This window comes from Streptomyces sp. T12, from assembly GCF_028736035.1.
In the GTDB taxonomy this organism is placed as follows: Bacteria; Actinomycetota; Actinomycetes; order Streptomycetales; family Streptomycetaceae; genus Streptomyces.
Genome location: NZ_CP117866.1, coordinates 1,875,292 through 1,887,806 on the forward strand (window position 1 = coordinate 1,875,292; position 12,515 = coordinate 1,887,806).

Annotated in this window: 14 protein-coding genes; 3 read left to right on the forward strand and 11 right to left on the reverse strand. The window is 70.1% G+C overall.

Annotation, left to right across the window (positions count from 1 at the left end; genetic code table 11):
- Nucleotides 1-150: 150 nt before the first annotated feature.
- From cbiE to PBV52_RS08295, 6 genes are all read right to left on the reverse strand, one after another.
- Nucleotides 151-1,362, reverse strand: coding sequence for a precorrin-6y C5,15-methyltransferase (decarboxylating) subunit CbiE (cbiE, locus tag PBV52_RS08270; protein ID WP_274237631.1), 1,212 nt, complete (start codon nucleotides 1,360-1,362; stop codon nucleotides 151-153).
- A 115-nt stretch (nucleotides 1,363-1,477) separates the two neighbouring features.
- On the reverse strand, nucleotides 1,478-2,116 hold the full coding sequence (locus PBV52_RS08275; RefSeq protein WP_274237632.1) for a GNAT family N-acetyltransferase: 639 nt from the start codon (nucleotides 2,114-2,116) through the stop codon (nucleotides 1,478-1,480).
- 142 nt (nucleotides 2,117-2,258) lie between these two features.
- On the reverse strand, nucleotides 2,259-3,092 hold the full coding sequence (locus PBV52_RS08280; protein ID WP_274237633.1) for a MetQ/NlpA family ABC transporter substrate-binding protein: 834 nt from the start codon (nucleotides 3,090-3,092) through the stop codon (nucleotides 2,259-2,261).
- Nucleotides 3,093-3,167: 75 nt separating this feature from the next.
- Nucleotides 3,168-3,893 carry a methionine ABC transporter permease gene (locus PBV52_RS08285; RefSeq protein ID WP_274237634.1) on the reverse strand — a complete coding sequence of 242 codons (726 nt, stop codon included), beginning with the start codon at nucleotides 3,891-3,893 and terminating at the stop codon, nucleotides 3,168-3,170.
- Nucleotides 3,890-4,948 carry a methionine ABC transporter ATP-binding protein gene (locus PBV52_RS08290; protein WP_274237635.1) on the reverse strand — a complete coding sequence of 353 codons (1,059 nt, stop codon included), beginning with the start codon at nucleotides 4,946-4,948 and terminating at the stop codon, nucleotides 3,890-3,892. Before PBV52_RS08290 ends, PBV52_RS08285 begins: the two co-directional genes overlap by 4 nt.
- Nucleotides 4,949-5,331: 383 nt before the next feature.
- A complete protein-coding gene (locus tag PBV52_RS08295; RefSeq protein WP_274237636.1) occupies nucleotides 5,332-5,979 on the reverse strand; it encodes an HAD-IA family hydrolase in 648 nt (215 codons plus the stop codon).
- Between the two features lie 168 nt (nucleotides 5,980-6,147).
- Here PBV52_RS08295 and PBV52_RS08300 point away from each other — a divergent pair, with 168 nt between their 5' ends.
- Nucleotides 6,148-6,507, forward strand: coding sequence for a hypothetical protein (locus PBV52_RS08300; RefSeq protein WP_274237637.1), 360 nt, complete (start codon nucleotides 6,148-6,150; stop codon nucleotides 6,505-6,507).
- Nucleotides 6,488-6,931 carry a hypothetical protein gene (locus tag PBV52_RS08305; protein WP_373921839.1) on the forward strand — a complete coding sequence of 148 codons (444 nt, stop codon included), beginning with the start codon at nucleotides 6,488-6,490 and terminating at the stop codon, nucleotides 6,929-6,931. Before PBV52_RS08300 ends, PBV52_RS08305 begins: the two co-directional genes overlap by 20 nt.
- Here PBV52_RS08305 and PBV52_RS08310 read toward each other — a convergent pair.
- The 3 genes from PBV52_RS08310 to PBV52_RS08320 form a co-directional block, all read right to left on the reverse strand.
- Complete coding sequence (locus PBV52_RS08310) at nucleotides 6,921-7,418, reverse strand: GNAT family N-acetyltransferase (RefSeq protein WP_274237639.1); 498 nt, start codon at nucleotides 7,416-7,418, stop codon at nucleotides 6,921-6,923. The two genes, PBV52_RS08305 and PBV52_RS08310, sit on opposite strands and share 11 nt — an antisense overlap.
- A 45-nt stretch (nucleotides 7,419-7,463) precedes the next feature.
- Nucleotides 7,464-7,973 (reverse strand): sigma-70 family RNA polymerase sigma factor, encoded by a 510-nt coding sequence (locus PBV52_RS08315; RefSeq protein WP_274237640.1) that lies wholly within the window; start codon nucleotides 7,971-7,973, stop codon nucleotides 7,464-7,466.
- 74 nt (nucleotides 7,974-8,047) lie between these two features.
- Nucleotides 8,048-9,220, reverse strand: a complete 1,173-nt coding sequence (locus tag PBV52_RS08320; protein WP_274237641.1) for a glycerophosphodiester phosphodiesterase — start codon at nucleotides 9,218-9,220, stop codon at nucleotides 8,048-8,050.
- Between the two features lie 370 nt (nucleotides 9,221-9,590).
- Between PBV52_RS08320 and PBV52_RS08325 the strand changes: the two genes are divergently transcribed.
- Entirely contained in the window at nucleotides 9,591-10,265 is a 675-nt protein-coding gene (locus tag PBV52_RS08325) for a 1-acyl-sn-glycerol-3-phosphate acyltransferase (RefSeq protein WP_274237642.1), read from the forward strand.
- Between the two features lie 104 nt (nucleotides 10,266-10,369).
- Here PBV52_RS08325 and PBV52_RS08330 read toward each other — a convergent pair whose 3' ends face one another.
- Both PBV52_RS08330 and PBV52_RS08335 read right to left on the reverse strand, forming a co-directional pair.
- Entirely contained in the window at nucleotides 10,370-11,893 is a 1,524-nt protein-coding gene (locus tag PBV52_RS08330) for an MFS transporter (RefSeq protein ID WP_274237643.1), read from the reverse strand.
- Complete coding sequence (locus tag PBV52_RS08335) at nucleotides 11,890-12,441, reverse strand: TetR/AcrR family transcriptional regulator (RefSeq protein WP_274237644.1); 552 nt, start codon at nucleotides 12,439-12,441, stop codon at nucleotides 11,890-11,892. The genes PBV52_RS08330 and PBV52_RS08335 overlap by 4 nt, the downstream gene beginning before the upstream one ends.
- Between the last annotated feature and the right edge of the window lie 74 nt (nucleotides 12,442-12,515).

The following is a 12,515-nucleotide window of genomic DNA, read 5'->3' on the forward strand; positions in this document are numbered from 1 at the left end:
CCTCCGGTTTCGCCGTACCACACCCACCCCAAACGGGGCGCGTTTTTCCGGACATTGACCGACGAAGTGCCGGGCGACCGAGTGCGGTACAACGATCGGCCAGCCTACCGCGCGCGGTATGACAACAGGATCACGGGGACGGGTACGCGGTCACGCAGTGCGGTCGGGCAGTACCCCGCTGAGCAGGAAAGCGACACTGCGCTCCCGCTCCGTCCAGGCCCGCGTGTCGAGTTCCACGGACTGCAAGAGGGCGCACTCGACGTCGTAGCCGTGCTCGGTGAGGCCGCGTCCGACGAGTTCGGCGGCGTCACGGGTCGCGGCATGCGTGACGATGCGCTGCGGGCGCCGGTCGGCGACGGCGGAGACGACGGCCGCTCCCCCGCCGCCGACGCGTACGACGTCCGGTTCGGCGAGGTTCTCCAGAGCGTGCGGGGCCGTGCCGTGGACGATCTGCAGCTGGACCCCGAAGCCGCGTGCGTTGGCCTCGGTGCGGGCGCAGGCCTGCGGGTCGCGGTCGACGGCGATGACGGCGGCGCCGGCCCGGGCGGCCTCGACGGCGAAGGCGCCGCTGCCGCAGCCGATGTCCCACACGAGGTCGCCGACGCGCGGGCCGAGCCGGGCGAGTTGGGCCGCGCGCAGCGGTTCCAGTTCGCCTTCGCCCATGAGGCCGCCGTAGGACTCGGCGGGCAGGGTCCAGCCGCGCGGCGCGGCGGACGGGTCGCGGCCGGCGATCCACCCGCCGCCGTCCGCCGCCGCCACCTTGCCGCCGATGACGATGACGACGTTCGGGTCGCGCCAGATGTGGTCGGGGGCCTTGTCGGAGGTGACGACGGTGACCTGCTCGCGTTCGGTGCCCAGCTCCTCGCAGATGACGAAGGTGCGGTGGACGCCGTCCAGGAGCAGACCGAGTTCGGCGGGTCCGGCGCCCGGTGAGGTGAGGACGGCGACCTTGGTGTGGGCGCGGCACACATTCACCGCGCGTCGCAGGGTGCGGCGGTGTGCGACGACCACCTGTGCGTCGTCCCAGGGCATGCCGGCGCGGGCGAAGGCGGCGGCGACCGAGGAGACGGCGGGGACGACCTCGACCTCCAGGCCGAACTCGGGGGCGCGCAGGGTCCGTACGACGCCGAAGAAGCCGGGGTCGCCGTCGGCGAACACCACCGCGGTGCCGCGGTGGGCGGCGATCCGGCGGGCGGCGAGGCCGACGCTGCCGAGGCGGATGCGCTCGGCGGCGGGCGGCACCTCGGGGAGCGCCAGGTGGTGGGCGGCACCGGCCACGAGCGTGGCGGCACCGAGGGCGGAGCGTGCCGCGGCGGTCAGCGGCGAGCCGTCCCAGCCGATCACCGTGACGCGGTCGGCCATCGTCGTCAGTCTCCTGGGTTCGCGCAGGTCGTCGTAGGTCAGCCCGAGGGGCAGGCTCCGTGAGGGTACCTGTTCGGCGGGTCGGCTCCCGCGGTGCCCGAGGATTCGCTTCCCGTCAGTTCCACTCGCCGAACGAGGTGAAGCCGCCGGTGTCGGCCAACTGCTCCCCGGCGCCGTCGAGGTCCTCCGGGAGGAGGCTCCACACGATGAAGTCGGTGCGTACGTCGCTCCAGGTGCCGTCCTCCGCGCGGACGTGCGCTATGCACGCGTTGCGCAGGACGCCCTCGCTGATACAGCCGATCTTCTGGGCGACCTGCTGGGAGGCGGTGTTGTCGGCGGCCGTGCGCAGCTCGATGCGTTCGAACTTCTGGTCGCTGAACAGCCATTGGGCGGTGGCAAGGGTGGCCTCGGAGGCGTAGCCCTCGCCGCGGGCCCAGGGGGCGATGATGTACGACAGCTCGGTCGCACGGACATGCCAGTTCGTCTTGGCCAGCTGGACGACGCCGACCAGGCGCTGGGTGAGGAACTCGGTGACGGCGAGGTCGAGCCCGCGGCCGGCTTCCCGCTCGGTGGGCGCGTACTCGGTGATCCAGGTGCGGGCGCCGTCCTCGGTGAAGGGCTGGGGGACGTCGGTCCAGGCACCGACCTGCTCGTCGTTCATCATCTCGGCCAGTGCGGGCACGTCGTCCTCGTCGAGGGGCCGCAGCACCAACCGCTCCGTGCTGATGGAGATGTTGGGGAAGGTGCTAGTCATGCGCCGCTCCGTAACCTTCGGAAAACCTTCAGGGCCTGCTGAACTGCCCAGCATGCAGCATGAAAGCACTCGGATGCACCACGGGGTCCACACCAAGTGATGGAGTGGACCCCGTGCGTGGCGATACGCCGTATACGCACCGTCAGAAGGCGGCGACGACCGCTCCGTCGTACTTGTCCTCGATGAACTTCTTCACCTCGGGCGAGGTGAGCAGCTTGGCCAGCTTCTGCACGCGCGGGTCGTCCTCGTTGCCCTTCTTCACCGCGAGGAAGTTGCCGTACGGGTTGTCCTTGGGCGACTCGGCGGCGATGGCGTCCTTGGCCGGGCTGAGGTCGGCCTCCAGCGCGTAGTTGCCGTTGATGACCGCGGCGTCGACGTCACCGAGGGAGCGCGGCAGCTGGGCCGCCTCGAGCTCCTTGAACTGGAGGTTCTTGGGGTTGGAGGCGATGTCCTTGGGGGTCGCTGCGTAGCCGGCGCCCGCCTTCAGCTTGATCACGCCGCCTGCTTCGAGCAGTTTCAGCGCGCGGGCCTCGTTGGTGGTGTCGTTCGGGACGGCGACCGTGGCGCCCTTCTTGAGGTCCGTGAGCTTCTTGACGCCCTGGGAGTACACGCCGAGCGGCTCCAGGTGCACCGTGGCGTTCGGGACGGCCACGATGTCGGTGCCGTTCTTCTTGTTGAAGTCGTCCAGGTACGGCTGGTGCTGGAAGTAGTTGGCGTCGACCTCACCCTGCTGGACGGCCGTGTTCGGCGTCACGTAGTCGGTGAACTCCTTGACCTCGAGTTCGAGGCCGGCCTTCTTCGCGAGGTTGTCCTTGATGTAGGTGAGGATCTCGCCCTGCGGGGTGGGCGTGGCGGCGACCTTCAGCGGGGCGCTCGCGTCGGAACCGGAGTCCTTGTCCGAGCCGCAGGCGGTGAGCCCGAGGGTGAGGGCTCCGGCGGCGAGGACAGCAGTGGTGATCTTGGCGGTGTTACGCACGAAAAGTGCCTTTCCTTATGGGTGGTGCGACCCCGATATGGGTGCTCGGGGAGTTCTGGTTGCCGTCCGCGAGATTCAGACGGTCTTGCTCGTGGCCGTGGAGGCCTTCAGCAGCCGCAGCTTCGGCCCCGGGCCCGAGTGTCCGCCCCGGCGGTGCAGGGATCGGGCCGCGTAGTCGCCGGCGAACTGGATGAGGGAGATGACGACGGCGAGGATCGCGACGGTGAGCCACATCAGCTCGGTCTCGAAGCGCTGGTAGCCGTAGCGGATGGCGATGTCGCCGAGGCCGCCCGCGCCGACCGTGCCGGCCATGGCGGAGTAGCCGATGAGGGCGACGATCGTGGTCGTGGTGCTGGCGATCAGCGAGGGCAGGGACTCCGGGACGAGGACCTTGCGGACGACGGTCCAGGTGTTGCCGCCCATCGACTGCACGGCTTCCACGAGCCCGCCGTCCACTTCGCGGACAGCCGTCTCGACCAGGCGGGCGAAGAACGGGATCGCGCCGATCGCGAGCGGCACGATGGCGGCCTCGCGGCCGATCGTCGTCCCGGTGACCCAGCGCGTGAAGCTCATCAGCGCGACCATCAGGATGATGAACGGCATCGAGCGGGCGACGTTCACGATCTGCCCGATGACCTTGTTGGCGAGGACGTTCTGGAGCAGGCCGCCCCGGTCGGTGAGGACGAGGAGGATGCCGAGCGGGAGGCCGCCGACGACGGCGATGAGGGTGGACCAGCCGACCATGTAGAGGGTGTCCCAACACGCCTGCTCCAGCAGGGGCTGTATCTCGGACCAGGTCACTTGGCACCTTCCTTCACCAGCACGGAGACGGACTCCTGGGCCTCTTGGCCGACGACGTCGATCTGCAGGCCCTGTTCGCGCAGGAAGCCGATCGGCACGACGTTGTCCTCGTAGCGGCCGGGCAGTTCGATGCGCATCCGGCCGACCTGGAGGCCGCCGACGGTGTCGATGGCGGCGCCGAGGATCGAGATGTCGATGTTGTAGGTGCGCGAGAGCTGGGAGATGACCGGCTGGGTGGCGGCCTCGCCCTGGAAGGTGACGTCGACGACGGTGCGGTCGTCGGCAAGGGCCTCGCCGCCCACCGGGAAGAGCGCGGAGGCGAGTTGGGAGCCGGGGGTCGCGAGGAGCTCGCTGACCGTGCCGGACTCGACGATGCGCCCCTTCTCCATGAGCGCGGCCGAGTCGCAGATCGACTTCACGACGTCCATCTCATGGGTGATGAGCAGGACGGTCAGGCCCAGTTGCCGGTTCAGGTCGCGCAGCAGCTGGAGGATGGAGCGGGTGGTCTCCGGGTCGAGGGCGCTGGTGGCCTCGTCGGAGAGCAGCGCCTTGGGGTCGCCGGCCAGGGCGCGGGCGATGCCGACGCGCTGCTTCTGGCCGCCGGAGAGCTGGGCGGGGTAGGCCTTGGCCTTGTCCGCGAGCCCCACCAGGTCGAGCAGTTCGAGCGCCTTGCGCGAGCGCTCCTTGCCCGACTTGCCGAGGATCTCCAGCGGAAGCTCGACGTTGTCCTGGACCGTCCGGGAGGACAGCAGGTTGAAGTGCTGGAAGACCATGCCGATACGGCTGCGCGCCCGGCGGAGTTCCTTGCCGGCCCGGGGACCGCGTCCCGCGAGGGCCGTGAGGTCCTGCCCGGCGACGGTCACCGTCCCGGCGGTGGGGCGCTCCAGCAGGTTGACGCAGCGGATGAGCGAGGACTTGCCGGCGCCGGACTGGCCGATGACGCCGTACACCTCGCCTTCGCGGACGTGGAGATCGACGCCGTCGAGGGCGGTGACCTCGCGGCCGCGGGAGCCGTGAGCCCGGTAAATTTTCGTCAGGCCCGATGTGGTGATCACTGGGTTTCCGTCACTGTCGAGTGCGCGGCACCTCGTGGGTGCCGGGCACATGGCGTTCAGGGTCGAAGGCAGCCGGAACGCAGCACGGTTCTCGCAGGCGCGGTGGAACCGGGGAGGAGAATCGTGTGCGCGGGGCGTAGCTCAGTCCCGTACGTCTGGCGTACGCGCGGACATGAGCGGGCTCTCGCTTCGGGGCGCGAGGCTCAGGGTGGTGCAGGGGCCCTCTAGCAGGCGCACATTCGACACATACAACGAGCACCGGGCGTCATGGTCGCCTCGGTCGCAAAGGTGCGGCAGCTCGTCGTGGTCATGCGATCAGTAAACCAGACGTACGGTCCTTACCGGCCGCCGCCGTCCGCATACTGGACAGCGGCGGACAGCTGTCAGCCGCGGACGGAGATCTCGACTCCGGCGTCCGTGACCAGGGCGGACAGGGCCGACAGATCCTGCACCACCAGGTCGGCGTCGAGCTCGTGGGCCCGGTGGGTTGTGGTCAACGCCACGGTGATCATCCCGGCGGCGCGACCGGCCGCCAGACCGGCGGGGGCGTCCTCGAAGACGACGCAGTGGGCCGGGTCGACGCCCAGTTCGCGGGCGGCGAGGAGGTAGGGCTCGGGGTCGGGCTTGCCGCGCGTGATGTCGTCGGCGGTGACCATCGTCTTGGGCAGGATCCCGACCGCGTCGAGCCGGGCCTCGGCGAGACGGCGCGTGGCGGAGGTCACGACGGCCCAGCGGTCGGCGGGCAGCGCGCCGAGGAACGCCTTGGTGCCGGGCAGCAGGTGGACGCCCCCGTTCGGCACGTCCTCCACCTCCAGGGTCTCGATCCGCGCGAGGGCCCGCGGTACGACGTCGGCGGGCAGCAGGTCGGCGACTATCTCGACGGCCGGACGCCCATGCAGCTCGACCTCGCCGAACTCCTCCGTGATGCCGTACTCCTCGGCCCACCGCGCCCAGCAGCGGTCGACGGATGTGAGAGAGGAGACGAGGGTGCCGTCGTTGTCGAACAGGAGAGCGCGTGCATGGATCGTCATGGTCTAGACCCTACGGGGCGACCGGAGTGTGGCGGACCTGGCCTCGGGCGTGGCCCGGACGCTGCTGCGGCAGTGGTGTGTGGACGCCGGACTCGCCGCCGACGAACCGGCCGCCTGACCGCCGGGGCCGGGCGCATCAGGTCTTTTGGGCCGTATTAAGGTCGCTCCATGCTTGATGCCCTGACGCTGGTGACCGGTGTCGCCGCGCTGTTGCTCGCCGCCTGGTGCGGGTGGGCCGCGTACCGAGACCAGCCGACGAAGGACTGGCACTTCATCGGGATGGCCGTGGTGACGGTGCTGGCCCTGGTGCAGCTGGTGGTCGGGATCGTGCTGCTGGCGCGGGGCGAGAAGCCGGAGCAGGGCACGACGATCTTCGTGGCGTATCTGCTGGGCGCGTTCGCGTGCATTCCGGCCGCGGGCTTCATGTCGCTGGCCGAGCGGTCCAAGTGGGGTTCGGTGACGGTCGCCGCCGGCGGTGTGGTGCTGGCCGTGCTGGAGGTGCGGCTCTATGACATCTGGGGAGGCTGAGGTGGCCGTGACGCAGGACAAGCCCACCAGGACGCGGCTGATCAGCGGGCCCGGGATACTGCTCGTCTGGCTGTACGGCGTGATGGTCGTCGGGGCCGTGTCGCGATCGGCGTACCAGATCGCGACCGAGTTCGACCGGGCGCCGCTCGCCTATGCGTTGTCGGCGGTGGCGGGGCTCGTCTACGGGTTCATCACGTACACGCTCGTCAGGGGCGGCGAGAAGGCCCGCAGGGCGGCGCTGGTGTGCTGCGCCGCCGAACTCGCGGGCGTCCTGATCGTCGGCACCTGGACCCTGGTGGAACCCTCGGCGTTCCCCGATGCGACCGTCTGGTCCGACTACGGCATGGGGTATCTGTTCATCCCCGTACTGCTGCCCCTGTCGGCCCTGTACTGGCTCCGCAAGGCGCGCACCGTCAAGCAGTAGTGGCGTACGTCCCCGCCGGCTTCTCCAGGACGATCATCGGGACGCCGTCCGCACCCTTCGACGTGCCCACCGCCTCGTAGCCCACCTTGCGGTACAGGCGCAGGTTGCCCTCGCTGCGGTGGCCCGTGAAGAGGCGGAACTTCGTGGCGCCCCGCTCGTCCGCCAGGGCGGACTCGGCCGCGCGGAGCAGGCGGGCGCCGATGCCGTGGCCCTGGAGGCGGGGGTGGACACAGAGCTTGCCGATGGCGGCGGCGCCGTCCGCGGTGACGCTGCCGCGGACCGAGCCGACGACCTCCTCGCCGAGCCGCGCCACGAAGACACAGTCCCCGGCGACCTCCGCACGGACCGAGTCCAGGCTTTGGACCAGCGGGTCGATGCGGTAGTTGCCGTACAGCGCCGCCTCGCTCTGGAAGCACAGGTACTGCAGCCTGAAGATCTGCTCCGCGTCCTGCTCGGTCGCCGCAGAGATGGTCACGCTCATGCCCATGTGCGCACGCCTCCCGCTCACCTGATCGCCTGTCGTCCCTCACTCCTATCCCCGCACTCCGCGGGCCGCAACCTCCGATGTGAGCAATCGACGCAGACATCCCAGGCATCTGGAACGTTCCGGGCCGAGACTGCCCTGTGAGATACCCAACTCCCCCGCGATTTCCCGGTATGTCAGGTCGTTCGGGGAGAGCAGGGCCTCCATGAGGCGGGGACAGCGGCCGGGGAGGCGGCGTACCGCTTCACGCAGGGCCCGGCGGCGGGCGGAAGCGAGGGCAAGGTGTTCGGGGTCGTGGCGCTCGCTGTCGGCGGCGGGCTCGCTCTCGTACGGCCGTTCCCGTCGCGTCGTACGGCGGCTTCGGCGGGCCTCGGAGCGGACGGCCCGGCGCAGCCAGCCCTGCGGGTCCACGGGTGGGCCGTCCGAGTCGAGGTGTTCCAGGAGACGGAGCCAGACCGCCTGTTCCAGGTCGCCCGGATCCGTTCCGCAGGCGGGTGCCTCGGCGGAGGCCTCCGCGAGGAGCAGCGGGCGCAGGGCGGCAACCAGGTCGTCCGTCATATGCGGCACGACGCGGCCGCCCGGGCACAGGGTTGCCCGGGCGGCCGACAGTCACCCCAACCGGGGCGTGGGGCTCAGCCGTTGACGAAGTCCTCGCGGGCCAGCACGCCTGTGTCCGGGTTGTCGGTGAAGACGCCGTCGATGCCGGTCGCGAAGTAGACCTTGTAGGCGCCGAAGACGTCGCCGTAGGCGTCCGCGTCGGTGCCCTTGCGGAAGCTCGCGGGGAGGAAGGGGTTCTCGTTGCGCATGGTCCACGGGTGCAGGACCAGGCCGACCTTGTGCGCGTCGCTCACCAGCGTGGTGGGCGTGGTGAGGTTGCCGCTCGCGTCCTTCGGGATGACCAGGTCCAGGGTGGGGCCGATGCCCTGGGCGTAGGAGGCGATCTCGCGCAGGCCGGCGGGCTTGACCAGGTCGGCGACCGTGCGCGGGTCGCCCGTCTCGACGAAGTCCCAGGGGCGGGTGGCCGGGCCGGAGAGCAGGACCACCAGCGGGTTGTCGACGAGCTTGTTCAGGCGCTGGATGCTGGTCGGCTCGAAGGACTGGATGATGACCGGCGAGTTCCGCCGGTCCTTGCCGTGCTTGTGCAGCACCTTGGCGACCCGTTCCTCCAGGCCGAGGCCCAGCTTGCGGAAGTAGGTGGGGTGCTTGAGCTCGGGGTAGATCCAGACCTGCTTGCCGCGCTTGCGGGTCTGCTCGTCCTGCCACTTCAGGACCTCTTCGAAGGTGGGGATCTCCCAGCGGCCGTTGTAGAGGGTGTTGTGCGGGCGGTTGCCCGGGATGCGCTCGGTCGCGCGCAGGGTCTTCAGCTCGGCGAGCGTGAAGTCCTCGGTGAACCAGCCGGTGGTGGAGACACCGTCGAGGAGCTTGGTCTTCTTGCGGTCGGCGAACTCGGGATGGTCCGCGACATCGGTCGTGCCGCCGATCTCCGGCTCGTGCCGGCAGACGAGGTGGCCGTCCTTGGTGGGGACCAGGTCGCCCGCCTCGACGATGTCGGCGCCCATGTCCAGGGCCAGCTGGTAGGAGCCGAGGGTGTGCTCGGGCCGGTAACCGCTGGCGCCGCGGTGGCCGATGATCGTCGGCTTGGGCAGTGTCTTCAGTCCACCCCCACCGCTGCCGCCGTGCCGAGCCTCGGCCGCTCTCGCCGTACCGGACAGCCCGAGGACCGCTCCGCCCGCGCCGAGCACGGCCGCGCCGAGAAGCATCCGCCGTCCGGTTACGCCCGCCTGCTCGTTCTCCTGGGTTCCCATGAGGGCCCTCCCTGACCTTCCGACCATTCAGTGCGCGCCGATCGTAGGTGCGCCTCCATGACGGATGGGAGACCTCCGGCCGAACTCGCGGGTGACGCTGAATGTCGTACGGGAAAGGTGAGGTGACGGCACGTCGGAATGGGTCCGGCGGTGCGGGGAACGCGTCGGGTAGGCCCTCGGGGCGATGTCCGTCACATCATGGCGGGGGCGTTACGCACCGCCCACGACGCGCCACCGCAGGTAAACGTACGTCAACAGTGCGTAAGGCCTCGGTGAAGTCGGCCCACCCGATGTGCGGGACCCGGGGAACCGCGAGTATCGTCCTCACCTGCACATACTCATACCGAATCCCTTGACACCGGAGGGCCCGTTGTCCCGCTTCGCGCTCATCAAGGCAGTGCTCGGACCGATCATGCGCCTGATGTTCCGCCCACAGGTGGAAGGCGCGGAGCACATCCCGGGCGACGGTCCGGTCATCCTGGCCGGCAACCACCTCACGTTCATCGACTCGATGATCCTGCCACTGGTCTGCGACCGTCAGGTCCTCTTCATCGGCAAGGACGAGTACGTCACCGGCAAGGGCCTCAAGGGCCGCCTGATGGCCTGGTTCTTCACCGGCGTCGGCATGATCCCGGTCGACCGCGACGGCGGCCGGGGCGGTGTCGCGGCCCTGATGACCGGGCGCCGCATCCTGGAGGAGGGCAAGGTCTTCGGCATCTACCCCGAGGGCACGAGGTCTCCCGACGGGCGGCTGTACCGGGGGCGCACCGGCATCGCGCGGCTGACGCTGATGACCGGGGCGCCGGTCGTGCCGTTCGCCATGATCGGCACCGACAAGATCCAGCCGGGTGGGGCGGGGATGCCCCGGCCTCGCAAGGTGACGGTCCGCTTCGGCGAGGCCATGGAGTTCTCCCGGTACGAGGGGATGGACCGGGACCGTTACGTGCTGCGGGCGGTCACCGACTCGGTGATGGCCGAGGTCATGCGGCTGTCCGGGCAGGAGTACGTGGACATGTACGCGAGCAAGGCCAAAGAGGCGGCGTAGCGCCGTTTCGGTTCTCGAGTACGGCGACTGCGGGTCGTGTGTGGTTCCTCTGTGGTTCCTCGCGCCCACGCGGCGGAGCCGCAAATCGATACAGCCCCGCGCCCCTAAGCGGCGTTGCCCAGCCGTTGGCCGCGGAGGAGGAACCACGCCGCGACCGCCGCAGTGAGCAGCACCGCTGCGCCGACCCCCGCTGCGAGTGCCAGGCCGTCCACGAAGGACTGCCGGGCCGCGTCCAACAACGCCTCCGACGTCTGCGCGGGCAGCCCCGCTGCCACCTCCACCGCGCCGCCCAGCGACTCGTGTGCCTCCGCCGGAGTGCCCGCCGGGCCGGTGAAGTCCCGGTACACACCGGTCACGATCGAACCCAGTACGGCGATACCCAGAGCGGCGCCCAACTCGTACGCCGTCTCCGATACCGCCGACGCCGCCCCCGCCTGCTCCTTCGGCACGCTGGAGAGGATCACGTCGGACGTCACGGTGAACGAGAACCCCGCGCCGACGCCGACCACCAGGAGGGCTGCGCCGAGCAGCGGATAACCCGTCGCGCGGTCGATCACCGTGAGCGCGGCCAGGGCGAGGCCGATCGCCGCGAGACCGCCGGAGACGACGACCCGTACCGAGAAGCGGCGGGCCGCGCGGCCGGCGAGCAGGCCGGCCACCACCGCGCCGATCGCGGCGGGCAGTTCGGCCAGACCCGCCTCGAACGGGCCCCTGCCCTGCACGAGTTGCAGGAACTGGGAGAGGAAGAACACCAGGCCGGACAGGCCGAGGATGGTCAGCAGGTCGGCGAGCACCGCGCCGCTGAAGCCGCGGTGGCGGAACAGCCGCATGTCCAGCAGCGGGGTCGGCAGGGTGAACTGGCGGCGGACGAAGCCGTACAGCGCGGCCGCGCCCAGCAGGCCCACGGCGAGCGTGGCCCACGCGAAGCCGTGTGTGGCGGCCTCCTTGACGGCGTACACGATGCCGACCATGCCGACGAGGGACAGTGCGACGCTGACCAGGTCCCACGGGCCGGAACTCGGGTTGCGCGATTCGGGCAGCAGCTTGCTGCCGACGAGGACGAGGACCACCATCACCGGCAGGTTGATCAGGAAGACCGAGCCCCACCAGAAGTGTTCGAGCAGGAAGCCACCGACGATGGGGCCGACGGCCGTACCGGCGGAGGCGGTCGCGCCCCAGATGCCGACGGCGAGGCTGCGTTCGCGCGGGTCGTGGAAGAGGTTGCGGATCAGGGCGAGCGTGGCGGGCATCAGGGTGGCGCCCGCGACACCGAGCAACGCCCGGGCCAGGATCATCAGTTCAGGCGTCGTCGCATACGCGTTGAGCACGGATATCGCACCGAACGCCGTGGCGCCGACGAGCAGGATCCGCTTGCGGCCGATGCGGTCGCCGAGGCTGCCCATCGACACCAGCAGACCTGCGATGACGAACGAGTAGACGTCGCCTATCCACAGCAGCTGGGTGCCGGAGGGCTTCAGGTCCTCGCTGATGTAAGGGGTCGCGAGGCCGAGGACGGTCGCGTCCACGGCCACCAGCAGCACGGCGAGCACGAGGACGGACAGCGCGAGCCAGCGGCCCGGGCGCTTCACCGCCTCGGTCGTGGTGGCCGGCTGCAGGGTGCTGGTCATGATTCCTCTCTTCTGAGTGCGCCGCCGAGCAACAGCTCGACGATCATGTGGTGGAAGTCGTTGGGGGCGACCTTGCCGCTCTGCACGACCCAGGCGCCGGAGGCGAGCAGCCCGAACAGGGCCTCGGTGAGCCACGCGGGCGTGAGGTCGATCCGGAACTCGCCGCTGTCCTGTCCGCGCCGGAACAGCGCGGCGATACGGCCGTCGATCCTGGACCAGCCCTCGTGCTGCTCCTCGCCCTCGAACAGTTGGTTCTCGGTGTAGAGGAAGGCGAGGAGTCCGGCGGCGGACTCGATCTCGCGGACCAGGCGTCGTACCGCGTCACTCGCCGCCCCCTCGTCCAGCCGCGCCGCGTCCACCGCTGCCTCGCACTCCGCGATACCGAGCGCCTCCAGCGCCCGCACGAGCGCGTCGCGCCCGGCGAAGTGCCGGTGCAGCGTGGCCCGGCTGATCCCGGCGGCCTTGGCGACCTCGTCCATGGTCGCGGTGGATTTGCGGGTCAGCAGGGCTGCGGCACTGCGGAGTACGTGGTCACGATCGACGGCCATGAGACAAAGATAGCGCATGTGAGACATTGATGTCTCACACTGGGCATGCGTGGCTCACACCCATGACTCCTCCC

Coding starts and splice junctions, on each gene's coding strand:
- PBV52_RS08275 (WP_274237632.1), bottom strand. CDS start 2,116: ATGACTAGCACCTTCCCCAACATCTCCATCAGCACGGAGCGGTTGGTG.
- PBV52_RS08335 (WP_274237644.1), bottom strand. CDS start 12,441: ATGGCCGTCGATCGTGACCACGTACTCCGCAGTGCCGCAGCCCTGCTG.
- PBV52_RS08310 (WP_274237639.1), bottom strand. CDS start 7,418: ATGGGCATGAGCGTGACCATCTCTGCGGCGACCGAGCAGGACGCGGAG.
- PBV52_RS08315 (WP_274237640.1), bottom strand. CDS start 7,973: ATGACGGACGACCTGGTTGCCGCCCTGCGCCCGCTGCTCCTCGCGGAG.
- PBV52_RS08295 (WP_274237636.1), bottom strand. CDS start 5,979: ATGACGATCCATGCACGCGCTCTCCTGTTCGACAACGACGGCACCCTC.
- PBV52_RS08305 (WP_373921839.1), top strand. CDS start 6,488: ATGACATCTGGGGAGGCTGAGGTGGCCGTGACGCAGGACAAGCCCACC.
- PBV52_RS08330 (WP_274237643.1), bottom strand. CDS start 11,893: ATGACCAGCACCCTGCAGCCGGCCACCACGACCGAGGCGGTGAAGCGC.
- PBV52_RS08320 (WP_274237641.1), bottom strand. CDS start 9,220: ATGGGAACCCAGGAGAACGAGCAGGCGGGCGTAACCGGACGGCGGATG.
- cbiE (WP_274237631.1), bottom strand. CDS start 1,362: ATGGCCGACCGCGTCACGGTGATCGGCTGGGACGGCTCGCCGCTGACC.
- PBV52_RS08300 (WP_274237637.1), top strand. CDS start 6,148: ATGCTTGATGCCCTGACGCTGGTGACCGGTGTCGCCGCGCTGTTGCTC.